13 protein-coding genes are annotated in these 17,717 nt (G+C 65.8%); 10 read left to right on the top strand and 3 right to left on the bottom strand.

What is annotated here, in order from left to right; translation table 11 throughout:
• Positions 1-57 precede the first annotated feature (57 nt).
• The 10 genes from C8J39_RS10645 to C8J39_RS10600 all read left to right on the top strand — a co-directional run bounded on the left by C8J39_RS10645 (position 58) and on the right by C8J39_RS10600 (position 11,721).
• Entirely contained in the window at positions 58-498 is a 441-nt protein-coding gene (locus C8J39_RS10645) for an NUDIX domain-containing protein (RefSeq protein ID WP_120300381.1), read from the top strand.
• Positions 499-645: 147 nt separating this feature from the next.
• Positions 646-2,130 carry a carboxylesterase/lipase family protein gene (locus tag C8J39_RS10640; RefSeq protein ID WP_165895182.1) on the top strand — a complete coding sequence of 495 codons (1,485 nt, stop codon included), beginning with the start codon at positions 646-648 and terminating at the stop codon, positions 2,128-2,130.
• A gap of 9 nt (positions 2,131-2,139) precedes the next feature.
• The gene (locus C8J39_RS10635; protein WP_120300379.1) at positions 2,140-2,901 is read left to right on the top strand and encodes an SDR family NAD(P)-dependent oxidoreductase; all 762 of its coding nucleotides are present in this window, start codon (positions 2,140-2,142) and stop codon (positions 2,899-2,901) included.
• Between the two features lie 129 nt (positions 2,902-3,030).
• Positions 3,031-5,214, top strand: a complete 2,184-nt coding sequence (locus C8J39_RS10630) for a TonB-dependent receptor (RefSeq protein ID WP_120300378.1) — start codon at positions 3,031-3,033, stop codon at positions 5,212-5,214.
• A gap of 1 nt (position 5,215) precedes the next feature.
• Positions 5,216-6,619: an FAD-binding oxidoreductase gene (locus C8J39_RS10625; protein ID WP_056481447.1), complete on the top strand. Its 1,404-nt coding sequence runs from the start codon at positions 5,216-5,218 to the stop codon at positions 6,617-6,619.
• Between the two features lie 125 nt (positions 6,620-6,744).
• A complete protein-coding gene (locus C8J39_RS10620; protein WP_120300377.1) occupies positions 6,745-7,680 on the top strand; it encodes an alpha/beta hydrolase in 936 nt (311 codons plus the stop codon).
• A gap of 9 nt (positions 7,681-7,689) precedes the next feature.
• Complete coding sequence (locus C8J39_RS10615) at positions 7,690-8,994, top strand: MFS transporter (RefSeq protein WP_120300376.1); 1,305 nt, start codon at positions 7,690-7,692, stop codon at positions 8,992-8,994.
• Positions 8,995-9,090: 96 nt separating this feature from the next.
• Entirely contained in the window at positions 9,091-9,864 is a 774-nt protein-coding gene (locus C8J39_RS10610) for an AraC family transcriptional regulator (protein ID WP_120300375.1), read from the top strand.
• Positions 9,861-10,571, top strand: a complete 711-nt coding sequence (locus C8J39_RS10605) for a FadR/GntR family transcriptional regulator (protein WP_120300374.1) — start codon at positions 9,861-9,863, stop codon at positions 10,569-10,571. Before C8J39_RS10610 ends, C8J39_RS10605 begins: the two co-directional genes overlap by 4 nt.
• A gap of 292 nt (positions 10,572-10,863) precedes the next feature.
• Complete coding sequence (locus C8J39_RS10600; protein WP_120300373.1) at positions 10,864-11,721, top strand: serine hydrolase; 858 nt, start codon at positions 10,864-10,866, stop codon at positions 11,719-11,721.
• A gap of 103 nt (positions 11,722-11,824) precedes the next feature.
• Here the strand turns inward: C8J39_RS10600 and C8J39_RS10595 are convergent, their stop codons facing one another.
• From C8J39_RS10595 to C8J39_RS10585, 3 genes are all read right to left on the bottom strand, one after another.
• Positions 11,825-13,168 (bottom strand): MFS transporter, encoded by a 1,344-nt coding sequence (locus C8J39_RS10595; RefSeq protein WP_243649897.1) that lies wholly within the window; start codon positions 13,166-13,168, stop codon positions 11,825-11,827.
• 130 nt (positions 13,169-13,298) lie between these two features.
• A complete protein-coding gene (locus tag C8J39_RS10590; RefSeq protein WP_147420672.1) occupies positions 13,299-15,101 on the bottom strand; it encodes an alpha-amylase family glycosyl hydrolase in 1,803 nt (600 codons plus the stop codon).
• Positions 15,102-15,115: 14 nt separating this feature from the next.
• Positions 15,116-17,620, bottom strand: coding sequence for a TonB-dependent receptor domain-containing protein (locus tag C8J39_RS10585; RefSeq protein ID WP_120300370.1), 2,505 nt, complete (start codon positions 17,618-17,620; stop codon positions 15,116-15,118).
• Between the last annotated feature and the right edge of the window lie 97 nt (positions 17,621-17,717).

Here is a 17,717-nt window from a genome sequence, read left to right as displayed (position 1 = left end):
CGAGTCGATCAAAAGCAGGGGAATAGACGCGTGGGTGTACGTCATCGGTTGATCGGCATGGCAGCCAAGTTGGTATGGCGGATAGGCAAGCCGCGAACGATCGGTGTTCGCGCGCTGTTGCTGGACCGGGTCGGGCGGGTCGCGCTGGTGCGGCATACCTATGCCGATCACTGGTATCTCCCCGGCGGCGGCGTGAAGAAGGGCGAGAGTATCGCCGCCGCGCTGATGCGCGAGCTCGCCGAGGAGGTGGCGATTGCCGATGCGGTGATCGAGCGGGTGCTCGGCGTCTATCACAGCCGCGGGGAGGGCAAGGACGACCACATCGTGATCTTCGTCGTACGAACCGAAGCGAGCGGTGTTCTCGCCCGCACCGACCTGCGGGAGATCGAACAGGCGGGCTGGTTCCCGCTGGGCGACCTGCCGGAGACCACATCGCCGGCGACCCGACGGCGCATCGCCGAATACCGGGAGGGTGCGACCGGCACCGGGGCTTGGTAATACCGCGCTTGCCGGCTCGTCGGCTCGCCGGCTCGCCGGACTGCACGATAAAAGCAACGATAGGCATAACGTGAGTTCGCGACGTGCTTTGCCGGAATGCTACCTTTGTCCCTCGACCGCGGCTGCGGATCGGGAGGAGAGAACATCGTGAGCGAACCCATCGTCTCGACCGCCGACGGTATCGTGCAGGGAAGTGCCGCGGGCGACGTACGGCGGTTCCTCGGCGTGCCCTACGCCGCGGCGCCGGTGGGTGCGAACCGGTTCGCGCCGCCACAACCGGTCGTGCCGTGGTCAGGCGTACGCGACGCGACGGTGACCGGCCCCAATGCGCCGCAGCGGACCAAGGCGTTTCCCGGCCTCGATACCGTACCGCTGATCGGCGAGGGCTGGTTGCCGGGCGACGAGTATCTGACGGCGAATGTCTGGCGCCCCGACGACGACCGTGCCGGCCTGCCGGTGATGGTGTTCATCCACGGCGGCGGGTTCGTGATCGGCAGCAAGGATGCGCCGGTGCAGGACGGCAGCACGTTCGCGCGAGACGGCGTGATCTGCGTCGCGGTCAATTATCGGATGGGCGTGGACGGCTTCCTGCCGATCCCGGGCGTGCCGACCAACCTTGGTCTGCGCGATATGATCGCGGCGCTGACATGGGTACGGAACGGGATAACCGCGTTCGGCGGCGATCCGGAAAACGTCACGGTGTTCGGTGAGTCCGCGGGTGCCATGGCGATCGCCGATCTAATCGCCTCGCCGCTCGCCAAGGGACTGTTCCGGCGCGCGATCGTCCAGAGCGGCCATGGCGGAATGACGCGGTCGGTCCCGGTGATGCAGCGACTGGTGAAGAAGCTCGCGAAGATCCTGAAGATCACCCCGGACGCGACCGGCTTTAGCAGCGTGCCGTACGACGCATTGATCGACGCGGTCGAGGCGGTATCCGCACCGACCGCGCGGATCGATCTGCGCGACGAGGCGGGCCACGAACCGGTGTTCGGAATCAGCCGCTTCGTTCCCGTCCACGGCGACGATGTGCTGCCCCAGCGTCCGCTCGATGCGCTGGCGAACGGCGCTGGCGCGGAGGTGGACCTGCTGATCGGTACCAATGCCGAGGAGATGAACCTGTATCTCGTTCCCACCGGCGTGCGTGACAAGATCGGGCGGTTGCTGGCGACCTATGTGCTCCACAAGTCGCAACCGCAGGCGCGCAAGGTGCTGAAGGCCTACGGGATCGGCACGAAGGGCAGGAAGCCGGGGCAGGCGCTGACCGATGCGATGAACGATCTCGTCTTTCGCTGGCCCGCGCGGCGGTTTGCCGAGGCGCACAAGGGGCGCACGCACATGTACGAGTTCGACTGGCGTTCGCCGATGTTCGGCGGCGAGCTAGGCGCGTCGCACGGCATAGAGCTGCCGTTCGTATTCGACGCCTTGGCCTGCGTGACCGGCGAGCAGGGCCTGTGCGGACCCAATCCGCCGCAAGATCTTGCTGAGCGGATGCACGCGCTGTGGATCCGGTTCGCCACCGACGGCCGCCTGCCCTGGGTCGAATTCGATGCCGAGACGCGGCAGGTCTATTCGCTTGTCCGGCAGGAGGCGCGGCACGAGCCCGTCATGCCGGCCGCTCCGTTTCTGCCCTGAGGACCGACCATGTATCTCGAACGATTGAAGCTGACCGGTCGTCGTGCGTTCGTGACCGGTGGCGCGGCGGGGATCGGGCTCGCCTGTGCCGAAGCGCTGGCGGAGATGGGCGCGCTCGTGACGATTGCCGACCGCGACGAGGCGGCAATCGCAGCCGGACAGGCGGCGCTCGCGGACAAGGGCTATGCGGTCGACGGTATCGCGATGGACGTTACCGATTCCGCCCGCGTGACCACCGTCGCCGATCAGCTCGGGGCGATCGACATCCTCGTCAACAATGCCGGCATCGCACGCAGTCAAACCCCAGCCGAAGACGTCGCCGACGAGCATTGGCTGAACGTGCTCGACGTCAATCTCAACGGCACCTTCTGGTGCGCGCGCGCCTTTGGCCGATACATGCTGGCGGCGGGGAAGGGTGCTATCGTCAATGTCGGGTCGATGAGCGGTTTCATCGTCAACCGACCGCAGCCGCAAAGCTATTACAACGCGTCGAAAGCCGCGGTGCACCAGCTGACCAAGAGCCTCGCTGCCGAATGGGCGCCACGCGGCGTCCGCGTCAACGCGGTTGCGCCGACCTATATCAACACCGTTCTCAACAGCTTCGCGGATCGCGAGGGCGAAATGTACAAGCGCTGGATCGACGGCACGCCGCAGGGCCGTCTTGGCGAACCCGAAGAAGTCGCGTCGATCGTCGCGTTCCTCGCTTCGGATGCGGCGAGCCTGATGACCGGCAGCATCGTCCTCGCCGACGGCGGCTATAGCTGTTGGTAGCGCGCCGATCGGCGAAGCCCGCGAGCCGGACGGCATAGCGCGAGACCTTTCATACAGGTAAGCTATCGGATAGCTCTGACTGTAGAAGTAGCCGGCAATGGATCGGCGCTCTAAAGGGATGAGGATCCAATGCGCTTTAAGACATTGCTCGCCGCAGGATGCGCCGCCGCCGCCTTCACGACCGTGCCAGCCGTCGCTCAGGACGCTGCCGTATCGGCGACGCAGGACGCTGCCGATACGGCCAAGACCGCAACGCCCGTCAGCTCCGATGACATCGTCGTCACCGCCCGCCAGCGCCAGGAGTCGCTGAAGGACGTGCCGATCGCAGTGACCGCGATCACCGGCGATCGGCTGAAGGAGCTCCAGGTGAACACCGTCAAGGACGTCGCGTCCTATACGCCGGGCCTCAACATCAACTCGGACAGCGTCGGTCGCGCGTTCGTCTCGATCCGCGGCATCGGCACGACGCTGATCGATACCGTACAGCCGGGCGTCGGTATCTTCATCGACGGCGTCTATCAGCCGAACACGTCCTACCTGAACTCGCCGATCGTCGACGTCGCGCGGATCGAAGTGTTGCGCGGGCCGCAGGGGACGCTGTTCGGCAACAACACGCTGGGCGGCGCGATCAACGTCATCACACGCCAGCCGGGCAACGAATGGGAAGGGCGGTTCGACGCCGCGGTCGCCGGCACGGACAATTACGCGTCGGTCTCGGGCTCGGTCAGCGGGCCGATCGTCCGTGATCTGCTGCAGTTCCGGATTGGCGCGTCCTATCACGAGCAGGACGGCTTCATGCGCAACACGCTGACGATCGGCGACATGAACCCGCTGAAGCAGCAGAGCGTCGGCGGCACGCTGCGCTTCACGCCCGCCGACTGGGCGGTGTTCACCGTCAATGGCAATTACGACCAAACCGCGGGCGGCAGCACGTCGTATATCCATGTCGCCGGGCCGACCGACTACCGCCTCGACGGCGCGACCAACGTCCTGAACCGCGCGGTAATCGACTATTACGGTGCGAGCGTGAAGGGCGAGTTCGACGCCGCCTCGCTGAAAACCAAGATCACCGCGATCGGCGCCTACAACCAGAAGAACGTCGCCGGGATCAACGACGGCGATTTCGGCCCGGTCGACCTGCTCCGCACCCGCGGCGGTTCGACGTTGAAGACCAAGACCGCCGAACTGCGCTTCGATACGCAGTGGAGCGATGCGTTCTCGACGTTGATCGGCCTGTACGGCAACCGCTACACGCAGACGAGCGATCAGCTGACGACGATCGATTTCCGTGCGCTGCTGGGGCCGACCTTCCCGGCGCCGGCCTCGACCACGCCGTCGTCGACCTATGTCCGCAACGACACCCGCGCGATATTCGCCACCGCGTTCCTGAAAGTGGGCACGCTCGATCTCGCCGTAGGTGGCCGGTACGATCACCAGAAGCTGGTCGCGAGCCAGGTAAACGGCACGACGCCGTATACGGCGCCCGAGTACAAGAAGGACCAGTTCCAGCCGCGCGTTACGCTGACGCAGCACTGGACACCGGCGGTGATGAGCTACGCCTCGGTCGCCAAGGGTATCCGCGGCGGTGGCCAGAACGGTCCGGGTACGCGGCCGGAGGATGCGACCTACAAGGGCGATAACGTCTGGACCTACGAACTCGGCACCAAGTTCGACGCGTTCGACCGTCGCCTGACGATCAACGCCGACGTGTTCTATAATGACTATAAGGACTTCATCGGCCAGAACTCGCTCGCGCCCAACACCAGCGGGGGATTCGTCGCGATCAACCTCAACACCGGCACCGTCGAAAGCTACGGCGCCGAAGTGGAGGCGCATCTGCGCGTGACGAACCAGTGGCGGATCGATGCCGGCGCGTCCTATCTCCACGCCCGCATCACCGACGACAGCCAGTATTTCGCGACCACCGGCGTCCACGTATCGAGCGACCGGATCATCTTCACGCCCGATTACAACTTCAACTTCAACACGACCTACACCGTGCCGGTCGGCGCCAATGCGGTGCTGCTCGATGCCGGCATCTTCGGGAAGGGCAGCCGCATCGGCTCCTCGCTCGATCCCAATGTGGCGCCGAAACTATCGGCCTATGCGATCACCAACGCCTCGCTCGGCTTCCGTTTCTCGAGTGGGCTTACGGTCACCGCGTTCGGCACCAACCTGTTCAACACCAAGTTCATCGAGAGCTATATCGACAAGTCGGCGCTGGTTCGCGCCGGGCTCGCGCCGCTGGCGTCGAACCTCGCCATCCAGGGCGACCGCCGCCGCTACGGCGTGCGCGCGAGCTTCCGGTTCTAGGATGACTATGCATTTCGATCCCATAGAGCGCGCACCGCTCGACCCGGCGTTCGTCGCGGCGCTCAAGCAGCGGTTCGGCGACGCGCTCCAGATGAGCGACGCGATGCGGCTCCACCACGGCAGCAGCGAGGCGCATTTCGCACCGATGCTGCCCGACGCGGTCGTCTTCGCGAGATCGACCGAGGAGGTGGTCGATCTCGTCAAGCTGTGCACCGCCGCCAAGGTGCCGATCGTTGCGTTCGGCGCGGGCACCTCGATCGAGGGCAACACGCTGGCGGTGCAAGGTGGTGTCTCGGTCGATCTGTCGGAGATGACGCAGATCGTGTCGATCAACGCCGAGGACTTCGACTGCACGGTGCAGGCCGGGGTCCGCCGCGAGCAGCTGAACGAGCATATCCGCGACCTGGGATTGTTCTTCCCGATCGATCCCGGCGCCAATGCGACGATCGGCGGGATGGCCGCGACGCGGGCGAGCGGGACCAACGCGGTGCGCTACGGCACGATGCGTGAGGCAGTACTGAGCCTGCGCGTGGTGACGCCCGACGGGCGCGAGATCCGCACCAGCCGCCGCGCGCGCAAGTCGGCGGCGGGGTATGACCTGACGCGGCTGTTCGTCGGCTCCGAGGGGACGCTCGGCATCATCACCGAGGTGACGCTTCGGCTGCACGGCATTCCCGAGGCGATCTCGTCCGCGGTGTGCAGCTTCGACACGCTGAACGGCGCAGTCGACACGGTGGTGCAGGCGATCCAGATCGGCGTGCCGCTCGCCCGCGTCGAAATTCTCGACGACATGCAGATGAAGGCGGTCAACGCCTGGTCAAAGCTCGATTACCCCGAACTGACGACGCTGTTTTTCGAATTCCACGGCTCGCCGCGCTATGTCGACGAACAGGCCGAGACGGTGCGCGAACTCGCGGCGGCAAACGGCGGCGGCGATTTCCGCTGGTCGAACCTGCCCGAGGAACGTTCGAAGCTGTGGAAGGCGCGGCACGAGGCGTATTACGCGGCGGTCAACCTGCGCCCCGGCGCGGTCGGTTGGGCGACCGACGTGTGCGTGCCGATCAGCCGGTTGGCAGAGTGCATCGGCGAGACCAAGGCCGACCTCCAGGCCTCGTCGGTCCCCGCGACGATCCTGGGGCATGTCGGCGACGGCAATTTCCACGTCGTCTTCTCTATCGATCCGGAGTCCGAGGCGGAACTGGCCGAGGTGTCGGCAATCAACGCACGGATGGTCGAGCGCGCGCTGGCGATGGACGGCACCTGCACCGGGGAGCACGGCATCGGCATCGGCAAGCAGGACTGGCTGGTCGCGGAACTGGGCGATGCGGTCGACCTGATGCGGACGCTGAAGCATGCGCTCGATCCCGACAACCTGTTCAATCCGGGCAAGATCTTCGCGTTCTGAACTACCCCCCCCCTGCCTGAAGGGGGGGCTGGGGGTGGGTCGGCTTGTTGGCAGGCGCTAGTGTGCGCCCCGAGCCGACCCACCCCCGCCCCCTCCCTTCCAGGGAGGGGGAAGAAGGATTTGATATGGACAGCCTGCACCTCGTCGACCCTACGCTCCGCCCACTGCTGGATATGTTGCCGCGGATATCGCTCACGGACGACATCTTGCCGGCGATGCGCGACCGGCCCTCGATGTTTCCCCCGGCCGACGAGTCGCTCGCGACGCTGGAGATCCATACGGTTCCGGGGCCTGCCGGAGCACCCGATATCAACCTGCACGTCTTCCGTCCGGTGGGCGTCACTGGCGTCCTGCCCTGTATCTACCACATCCACGGCGGCGGCTATGTGATGGGCAAGGTCAGCGACTATGATCCGCTGGTCCGTCCGCTGATCGCCGACCTGCAATGCGTCATGGTGTCAGTCGAGTATCGCCTCGCGCCCGAGACGAACTTTCCGGGGCCGATCGAGGATTGCTATGCCGCGCTCGCCTGGACGATCGCCCATGCCGAGGACATCGGAATCGATCCGACCCGGCTCGGCGTGATGGGGCAGAGCGCAGGCGGCGGGTATGCCGCGGCGCTGGCGCTGATGGTGCGCGACCGTGGTGAGTATGCACTAGCATTCCAGCACCTGATCTACCCGATGCTCGACGATCGCACCTGCTCAGCGCCACCGCATCCGTATGCCGGCGAGTTCGTGTGGACGGGGCAGAGCAACCGCTTCGGCTGGAGTTCGTTGCTCGGCCACGCGCCCGGTGGCGACGACGTGTCGCCCTACGCGGCACCAGCCCGCGCGACCGACCTCGGCAACCTGCCGCGTACCTATATCGCGACCGGTGCGCTCGATCTCTTCGTCGACGAGGACATCGACTACGCGACGCGGCTGATCCGCGCGGGCGTGCCGGTCGAGCTTCACGTCTATCCCGGCGGCTATCACGCCTTCGATGTCTTCGCCGACGGTCCGGTCTCGCAACAGGCGCGCCGCGACAGCCACGAGGCACTGCGCCGTGCGCTTGCATAAGGACCTTCCATGACCGATTTCGCCCGACCGATCGAGGCGGCCTCACCGCCGTTCGCAAGGACGCTGCTGCCGTTGCTCGCGCTCGCGCTGGCGATGGCGGTCGGCTTCACGATGATGGGCTCGTTCGGAACGGTGCAGGAGGGCGCGAAGGCCGAATTGCACCTCAGCGACTATACGTTGAGTTTGATCCAGGGACTGTCGGCGGCACTGCCTCTCGCCGTGTTCTCGATCCCGATCGGTATTCTGGTCGATCGCTACAACCGCGTGCGGATGATGATCGGGCTCGCGCTCGTGTGGACGCTGGGCACGGTGCTCACCGGCTTCGCGCAGGGCGTGCCGGTGCTGTTTGTCGCGCGCATGCTGACCGGGATCGGCACGACCGGCGCGCTGACCGCAGCGCTCTCGCTGTGCGCAGACTTCTGCGTCCCAACACAGCGGGGCAGGGCGATGCTGGTCGTCAACCTCGGCAAATCGCTCGGCATTGCGCTCGCCCTGGGCTTGTCAGGCGCGCTGTTCGGCCTGTTCTCGCATGGCGGCGCGCCGGCATGGTTCGCAGGCATGATGCCGTGGCGCAGCGTCCATCTGGGCCTCGCGGTCATCAGCGTGATCGCGATCCTGCCGCTGTTCCTGCTGCGCGAACCGGCGCGACAGGAGGTTGCGGCGGGCACGCACGCGCCGTTCAAAATCGTGGCCGGCGAGCTCTGGGCGCGTCGGGTGTTCCTGATCCCGTTGTTCATCGGGCAGATCAGCGTGGTGATGGCCGATGCCGCCGCGGGGATCTGGGTCTCGCCGGTCCTGTCGCGCAATTTCCACCTGCAGCCCGACCAGTTCGCCGGCTGGATGGGCACGCTGCTCTTTGGCTCGGGCGTAGTGGGTGCGATCATTGGTGGCCTGTCCGCCGACCGGGGACAGAAGAGCGGGCGACGCGGTGGCTTGCTGATCGGTGCGATCGTCGCCGCGGCGGTCGGCGTGCCTGCCGCGCTGTTCCCGATCATGCCCTCGGTCCCGCTGTTCGGGGTCGCGGTCGGCCTGCTCGTGACGTGCGGCGCAGTGACGGGCGTGGTGACCTCGGTGGCATTGACCGTGCTCATTCCCAACGAACTGCGCGGGCTGTGTATCGGCGCGTTCATCGCGATCGCCGGGCTGATCGGCTACGGCCTCGCACCGACGCTGGTCGCGGCGGCAAGCGGCATGCTGGGCGGCGAGGCGCATCTCGCGCAAGGTCTCGCGATCGTCGGCGTGGTGACCAGCGCGATCTCCGTCATCGCCTTCACGATGGCGATGCGTCGCGCTCCGGTGTCGGCAACGGACTGACCTGTAAGATAGCTCTTGCGCGAGCTATCCGATAGCTGCATGGTCGACCCAATCCCGGCAATCGGGAACAGGAGATCGGTGTTGGGCGAGGAAAGCATGCAAAAGGAACGGGTCACGGTGTCGCCCGAGATGGCGGCCTTCATCGGCGAGGGCCTGGTCGACCCGACGGCCGTTTCCGCCGACGCGGTGGTCCTCTGCTTCACGGTGGGCGAGGACGGGCCCGCGCAAGTCACCGTCACCACCGGCACGGTTCCTTCGGAGGAGCGCGCGATCCTCGTCCTCGCGGTCGAACGTGGCGCCTGCCTGCGAGTCTTCGATTACGCGCCCGACGCGAACATCGCGTGCCATCTGCCGAGCGAATTGCGGATGATGGTCGCCGCGATCCTCGATTGCACGCTGCCCGAACCCTGGCGCAGCACGCATCGTTCGGCAAAATGTATCGAACTCCTGTCCAGCACGTTCCAGCGGATCGTCGAGGACGACCTGGTGCCGCTCGCGGGCGCCGGGCAATTGTCCGCCCGCGACAGCCAGAGGATCGTCGCGGCAAAGCGGATGATCGACGAACGCTGGGGTGAGAAGATGACGCTCGATTCGATCGCGCGTGCTTGTGGTCTGAACCGTGCGAAGCTCACGCGCGGCTTCCGCGACATGTTTGCGTGCACGGTCGCCGACGCGCTGCTCGACCGGCGGCTTGGGGCGGCCCGTCAGTTACTGATGGCGACCGACCTGCCGGTATCGTCGATCGGGTACCAGTGCGGCTATCTCAACAACGCCAGCTTCACGCGCGCCTTCTCGCGGCAGTTCGGCACGACCCCTTCTTCGCTGCGCGCCACACCGTCCTCACTGCGCGCACCGCGGCTCGCGGCATGAGCACGGCGAGCCTGCGACTGGTCGAGGGCGGCTCGCTCGTCGACCAGGCGGTCCATGCGGTTCGCACGCATATCCGCGCGAACGACATGAAGGTCGGCGATACGCTGCCCTCCGAAGGGCATTTCGCGACCGAGCTCGGCGTCAGCCGCCCGGTGCTGCGCGAGGCGTTCGGCGCGTTGGCGGCGTTGCGGCTGATCGACGTCGGCAACGGCCGGCGCGCGCGCGTTGCGGCGATCGACGGATCGGTGATGGCGACGTCGCTCGATCATGCCGTGGCGACGGCGCAGATCTCGATGGTGCAGATCTGGGACGTGCGCCGCACGCTGGAACTGCGCACCGCCGAACTCGCCGCGATCGAACGTACCGACGACGAGGCACGGACGATCATCGGCCTGGCCGAGGCGATGGAGGCGGCCGGTACCGATGTCGATGCGCTGACCCGCCACGACATCGCGTTTCACCAGGCGATCGCGCAGGCGGGGCGCAACATGCTGTTCCTGCAGATCGTCCGCTCGTTCGCACCCATGATGGTCCACGCGGTGCCCGCCGCCTGGGCAACGCGAACCACCGCGCGGCAGCGTACCGCCGTGTTGGTGCACCATCATAACCTAGCGCGTGCAATCGCCGACCGTGACCCGAAAGCGGCGATCGCGGCCATGAGCACGCATTTCGTCGCGTCCATCGGCGATCTTTTCGCGCGTCTTTGAAGTGCGCCCAGCCGGCATCGCTTTCTTCGGGGCCGGTAACTTTTGAAGTTCAACCTTTTGACCCGGCGCGGGCGCGGGCGTTGGCATGATCTACCGCGTGGACCTCGTCGCAACGGCCACTGCCATGTTAAAAGCGACGGGCGGAAGACCAAAATACCGGACGTGGCTGGCTTCGCTACCCGTCGCATGCCATTCGCCGTTGTTCGTTCCTCACCGGCATGCAACATGATGCGTTCATGTTTTTCGGTCTAGCATCTCCACTTCGACGACGGACGACATTCAAGGACGACTGATGCGCGCACCTCGGCTTTCCTGCCTGTTTCTCTCGAGCATCGCCGCTAGCCTCCTCGTTGCGACACCGGCGACTGCAGACTCGATTGCGCCTACCGGGCTCGAACGCGTGTTGAGTTTGCTGGTCGCGGAACGCTCCGGTGACTACGGCATCGCTGCCCTGGACCTTCGCGATGGCTCGACCGCGTCCGTCAGGGGGGACACGCCGTTTCCGATGGCGAGCACAGTCAAGATCGCGATTGCCGCCGCCTACCTTGCCGACGTCGACCAAGGTCGCCGCACCCTCAGCGATCTGATCGTCGGTCGTCCTGCCGCGAAGGTCATGGAATTGATGATCGTCCATAGCGACAACCAGGCGACCGACCAGTTGCTTGCGGCTCTCGGGGGCCCCGTCGCTATCCAGCAGTGGCTGTCGTCGCACAGGATTACCGGCATCCGGATGGACCGGACCATCGCGCAGTTGCTGAGGGAGCGTGGCCACCTTGCCGACAGCAAGGATGTCGCGACGCCGATCGCGATGGTCACGTTGTTGAACAAGCTCGACAACGGTACCGTCCTGGCGGCCCAAAGTCGTCAATTCCTGCTCGAATTGATGAGCCGCTGCCAGACGGGCACGCGCCGTATCCGCGCCCTGCTTCCCGCGGGTACCAGGGTGGAGGACAAGACCGGTACGCTCGACGGTATCACCAATGACGTCGGGTTCATCACGATGCCTGACGGTCGCCGAGTCGCGATCGTGGTGTTCGCGCGAGGGGGGCGCGACCGCCAGCCTGTTATCGCCGAAGTCTCACGCGCGATTTACGACTATTTTGCGGATAGCGCCCGCAACGCGCTCGCTCTCTTCATGCAGATGCGGTGACCAAGGTTTAGTTTCCGGCTTACCGTGAAGTGTAGGCGGCACGGTTTTTGCCAAACCGCAAAGCATGTCGCTGGCCGGATCCTTAGCCGCCTCGGACCCTGGCCTAGGCGGAGGTCTCAGAGGGCGACACCGATGCGCTCATGGTTACGCGCGTGGTGGCCGCCGCGCCGAGCACCATCAGTGCGCCGCCGAGGTACAGGATGTTGCGCGGTTCGCCGCCCATGACGGAGTGGTAGAACAGCGGGACGGTGAGGCTCTCGATGATCATCGGGATGACGATGAACATGTTGAAGATGCCCATGTAGACGCCGTTGCGCTCGGGCGGGATCATGTCGATCAGCATGATATACGGGTTCCCCATCATGCTTGCCCAGCCGATACCGATACCGAGCATCGCCACGAACAGCGCGGGCTCGGTGCGAAGGCCGGGAATCGCCAGCATCGCCACGCCCGACGCGAGCAGGCACGCGGCATGCGCGCTTTTGGCGCCCCAGCGGCGGGCGAGCGGGACCAGCGCGATCGCCGCGACGAACGCGACGGCGTTGTAGAACGCGCCGAGTTGGCCGACGGTGAGCACGGTATTGCGAAACGCTTCGCTCTTGGCATCCGACGTGCCGTGCAGCGAGCGTGCGACGGCGAAGGTGATGAACTGCCAATAGGCGAACATCGCGTACCATTGGCACAGCATTGCCAGCGCGAGCTGTCGCATCGGCTTCGGCATCTCGACCAGCGCGGTCTTGAGGTCGCGCAGCGTGCCGCCGAGCGTCAGCGGCTCCTTAGCCAGCCGCGCCTTCTCCTCCTCGGGCAAGGGCAGTTCGGGAACGCGCACGACCGACCAGACGATCGTCGCCAGCGACAGCACCGCGCCGATCAGGAACGCGATCCGGGTGATGTCGGGAATGCCGTTGCCGTCGATCGCGTCCTTGTTGAAGCCGATCCACACCAGCAGCGACGGTGCCAGATACGACAGCGTCTGCGCGAGCCCGGTGAACGCCGACTGCGTCAGGAAGCCGCCGGCGCGCTGGTCGTCGGGCAGGCGATCGCCGACATAGGCGCGGTATGGCTCCATCGTCACGTTGTTGGCGGCATCGAGCACCCACAACAGGCTGGCGGCCACCCACAAAGTCGGGCTGTACGGCATCGCCAGCAGGCACAGGCTGCACAGTATCGCGCCGACGAGGAAATAGGGGGTGCGGCGGCCGATCCGGGTCGAAGTCCGGTCGCTCATCGCGCCGATCAGCGGCTGGATCAGCAAACCCGTCATAGGCCCCGCGAGCCACAGCAAGGGCAGGCTCGCCTCGTCCGCGCCGAGATAGCCGTAGATCGGCGCCATGTTGGCCTGTTGCAGACCGAACGAGAATTGCAGCCCGAGGAAGCCGAGGTTCATCTCGATCAACCGCATCAGTGAGAGGCGGGGCTTGGTCATGAGGCCGAGGTTCATTGTCATGCCTTCTCTATCGACCCAAGATCGGTGTTTTCCCGTTCCCCCGCGAAAGCGGGGGGCCAGGAGCCACGAACGCTACCGCTTGGGACCCTGGGCTCCCGCCTTCGCGGGAGAACAGAAATGGTCGAGCCGATCACGCCGTCGGGCCTGCCCAGATGACGCCCCAGGGTTCGACAGCGACGGTGGCACCACATGGCTGTTCGGACAACCGATCCTGCCAGCCTGCCAAGCCATCGACTGGCACCGCAGCGTCGGAGAAGTTCAGGAACACCCGGTCGCTGCCACAGCCGATCCCGAGCAGGGCGGCATCACCCGTCGCGAGCGCCGCGGGCGAACCGGCACCGCCGCTCGCAATCCGCGCCGCTCGTAGCGCTTCCAGATCGCCGCTGATCCGCCGTGCGGCCAGCCCGTCGAGCGCCGTCCAGTCCATCTCGGGCCGATGCAGCCAACGGCCTTCATGCGCGCGTTCGGGGTCGCTGAGATAACTAGTATCGTTTAGCAGTCCCGCCTCGTCACCCATGTACGTCGTCGCCAGACCGCCGCTCGCGATCGACAGCGCGTTGAGCAGTGCGATCCGCCGAAACGCCATCTCGCGCGCATCATCGTCCGCCGCCGCTTCGAGCCCGGCCAGCGAGGCCATCGTCCCGTTCGAGCCATGCAACACCGATCCGTCCGACTGGAACGGCGCACCGCGTGCCCAGCTGCCGTCGCCGCCTTCGAGGAAGCGTGCCGCCATCTTAAGGCGCGCGACCGGATCGGGGTCGATCCCAGCGAGGTCGCCGATCACTGCGCCCCAGCCGATATCATCGTGGCACCGCGCATAACTCAGCCAGTTGGCACCACGCGGTAGGCCGCCGCTCGCCCCGACGATCGCGTGGGGGAGGGTGGCGGATTGCTCTGCCAAAGCGACCCAGCCGGCTACCATCAGCGAGTTGTTATAGACGAGATGGCATTCGGGCTCGAACCCGCCATCCCAGTCTGCGCCTTCGTCGGCGCCAAAATACGGCGGTACGAGCGCGGTCGGGACGATTGCCTCGGCCTTCAGCAGTGTTGCCGGCGCGACGATATCGAGCGCGGCACGAAGCGCGCGGACGATGAAATGCGCCTCGGGACGGTTGCGGCAATCGGTGCCGATCTGCTTCCACAGGAACGCGATCGAGTCGAGCCGGAACGCCTCGAAGCCGTGGTTCGCCAGCCGCAGCATCGTGTCGACGATCGCGAGCATGACTTCGGGATTTGACCAATTCAGGTCCCACTGGAACGGATAGAAGGTCGTCCAGACCTGCCCGCCCATCGCCGGCACTTCGGTGAAGTTGCCGGGCGCGGTCGTCGGAAACACCTGGGGGAGGTCGGCCTCGTACGCCTGCGCCTCGTCCTCGCTCAGCACATGATAAAAGGCACGATAGTGCGGATCGCCGGCCAGCGCCGCCTTTGCCCAGGCGTGATCGTCCGCGGTGTGGTTGAGCGCGAGGTCGACGCACAGGCTGATCCGTCCTTCGCGCAGCCGTGCGGCAAGCCGCTCGACATCAGCCATCGTCCCTAGCGGGGGTTCGATCGCGAGATAGTCCGCGACGGCGAACCCGCCATCGCTGTCGCCCTCGCGCGCCTTCAGCAACGCGAGCAAATGGAGGTAGCGGACGCCGAGCGATTCGAGGTGGTCGACCTTGTCGGTCAACCCGCCGACGGTGCCGGCGAACCGGTCGACATAGGTCGAATAGCCCAGCATGTCGGGCGCGACGAACCAGTCGGGATCGGCCAACCGCGCTTCGTCGAGCGCGACCATCGCCGCTGGCCGTTCGGCCGCCCGGTCGCGGAGGATCGTCTCCATCCGAAGCCAGAGCGTCGCCAGTCGATCGGTGCCGTACAGCCGTTCGAGCTGGCGTTTGAGCAGGGGGGCGAGCGCGTCGAGACGGCGCTCGGTGGAGGTCACTATCACGCTCACCCGCCCGATCAGAAGCCGACGCGGACCGCGGCGGAGATCGTCCGGCCGGTGATCGAGCGTGCCCGAACGATGCCGTTGGTCGGGATCGCGCCCTCCTCGGCTTCGGTGATGCCCTTCACGTCGAACAGATTGTTGCCGTTGACCGACAGCGTGACGTTCTCCGCCGGACGGACCGACACAAACGCGTTGACCTGCGTGTAGCCCGGCATCTTCAGCCCGTTATTGTCCTGCGCGAAGCTGTCGGTGGTGCCGATCACGTTCGCGCCGACGGTCAGACGGCCGACATCGACCTGCGGGGTCGCCTGGAAGATGAACTTGGCCTGGCGACGTGGGCGGTTGCCCTCGACCGCGGGGTTGAGCACGTCCTTGGTGATCTCCGCATCGGTGTAGGTGCCGCCCGCCGACAGCGAGAACGGTCCGCGTGCGATCCGGCCCTCGAGCTCGACGCCCTTCGCTTCATATTCGCGGTTGAAGAAGCGCTGCGTCGTCGCCTCGAAATTCTGCTCCTCGGTGCGCGCCCAGAAGCCGGTGGCGTAGAGCGAGAGACCGTTCTGGCGGAACTTGAACCCACCTTCGAGCTGGCGAACGAAATCGACCGCTGCGCCTTCGTCGGTCAGGCCGCCCGTGGTCGTGTTGATCGACGGGCCGAACAACAGGCGATCGGCGTTGGCCCGGCCGCCGCGGCTGTAGCGGGCGAACACCGCCGTGCTGTCGGTCAGGCGATAGTTCGCGCCACCCGAGTAGGACAGGTAATCATAGTTGTAGTTGAGTGGCGAGCGGCGGGTCGGGATGATCGCGACCTGACGCTCGGGCGCCGAGATCACGCCATTGCCGTTGATGTCGAACGTCGTGATGCCGCTGCCGAAGCCTGCGCCCAGATCCGAACCCGCGACGCTACCCCGTGCGCGACCGAAATCGTAGCGCAGCGAGCCGTCGATGTTGAAGCGGCCGATCTCCAGCCCGAGCTGCGCGAACGGTGCGTAGGTCGTGTAGTCGAGATCGTACGACCGGCGGCAGCAATTGCCGAAGCCGAATGCCGAATAGCCCGGCGTGCCGTTCTGCGTGACCGGAACGCCCGCTGCGGTGCGGATGTCGACGAGCTGCGAACGGCCGTCATCGGCGACGGTCTGGACGAACGAGTTCCACAGCCAGTCGCTCTTGATGTCTTGGCGCGACGCGTAGAAGCCGCCGGTGATCGCCAGCGTTCCGGTGCCCACCGGGACCGAACCGTTGAGGCGGATGTCGTTGGTGATGTTGTTGAGGCTCTTCAAGTCGACGTCGAACAGTACGACGTTGGCGAGCAGGCCGTTGCCGTTAAGTGATGCGGGGTTGGTGATCCGCTGGCCGGTCTGCGGTCCGCTCGCGTAGAACAGCTGGGAGTTCGCGCCGCCGATACCGTTGGCGATCGTCTGCGCCGAGCCGACGGCCGCCGGGAACGGCGAGGTGAAGCCACCCGAGATATCCGAATAGCGAAACCGCTCGACCACGTTCCAACCGTCCGCGACCGGGATCTGCGTCTCGAGACCGGCCGAATACACGACGGGGTGCTGGCCGTCGCGGATCGAGCGCGTGACGAGCTGGTTGTTGCCATCGAGCGTCTGCACGGTGCGGATATCGGCGCTGTGCAGCGTGCCGTTGTTGATCGAGAAATTGGTAATGTTGCTGTAGGTCGGGTCACTGTTGGTGCCGCTCACCTGCACCGGGTTCGGGAGGTAGCCGATCGCGCGGTCGTCGAGATACTTGCCGTACAGACGGACATACCCGCCATTGCCGAACGACTTGGTGACGTTCGCCTTGAACTGGCCGCCCTTAACGCCGTCGAAGCCGACTTCGCGCTGGCCGTCACCGATCCGGTAGAAGCCGCCGAAATGATAGGTCAGCGTGTCGGACAGCTTGCCACCCTGGTCGAAATCGACGCGGAATTCGCGGTAGTCGAGGCCGCTGCTGAGCTGGAACGCGCCGCCTTCCTGCTCGCCGGTCTTCGAGATGAAGTTGATCACGCCGCCGGGCGAGTTCGAGGCGAAGGTCGAGGCCGAGCCGCCGCGGACCGACTCGACCGTCCGGACATTGAAATCCGCGCGCAGGAAGATGTCGGCGTTGCCGAAAGTAATGTCGCCGAATTCGAGGATCGGCAGGCCGTCTTCCTGGAGTTGGAGGAACTTCGAGCCGCCCGATGCGACCGGCAGGCCGCGGACCGAGATGTTCGCGTTGCCGTCGCCGCCGGATGCCTCGACCCGGATGCCGGGGAGGTTGCGGAGAAGTTCACCCGAGGTGCGCGGCGCAAGCTGGACCAGCGCATCCGACGTGATCGAGCTGGTGGTGATCGAGGTGTTGAGCTTGTTCGTGCCGCGCGCGACCGCGGTCACGACGATGTCGTCCTGCGGCACGTCGGCGGCGGGAGCTGCATCGGCGGAGGTAGCAGCTGGATCGGTTTGCGGCGCGGTCTGCGCAGCACCGGCGGTGGCGAACGATGCGGCGGCGATGCCAGCCAGCAATGCGTGACGTACTTTCATGCGACTCTCCCTGCGCGACGGCTTTCTGAGAAGCCCAAGGCCGCCTCCTACGCGCTTCGCAATCGATTGCAAGACATGTTTCACAATCGATTGCGTA

Source organism: Sphingomonas sp. PP-CC-1A-547 (genome assembly GCF_003610375.1).
Classification (GTDB): Bacteria; Pseudomonadota; Alphaproteobacteria; order Sphingomonadales; family Sphingomonadaceae; genus Sphingomonas.
Note: the sequence above shows the minus strand (reverse complement) of the source record. Positions and strands in the feature narration are given on the sequence as shown.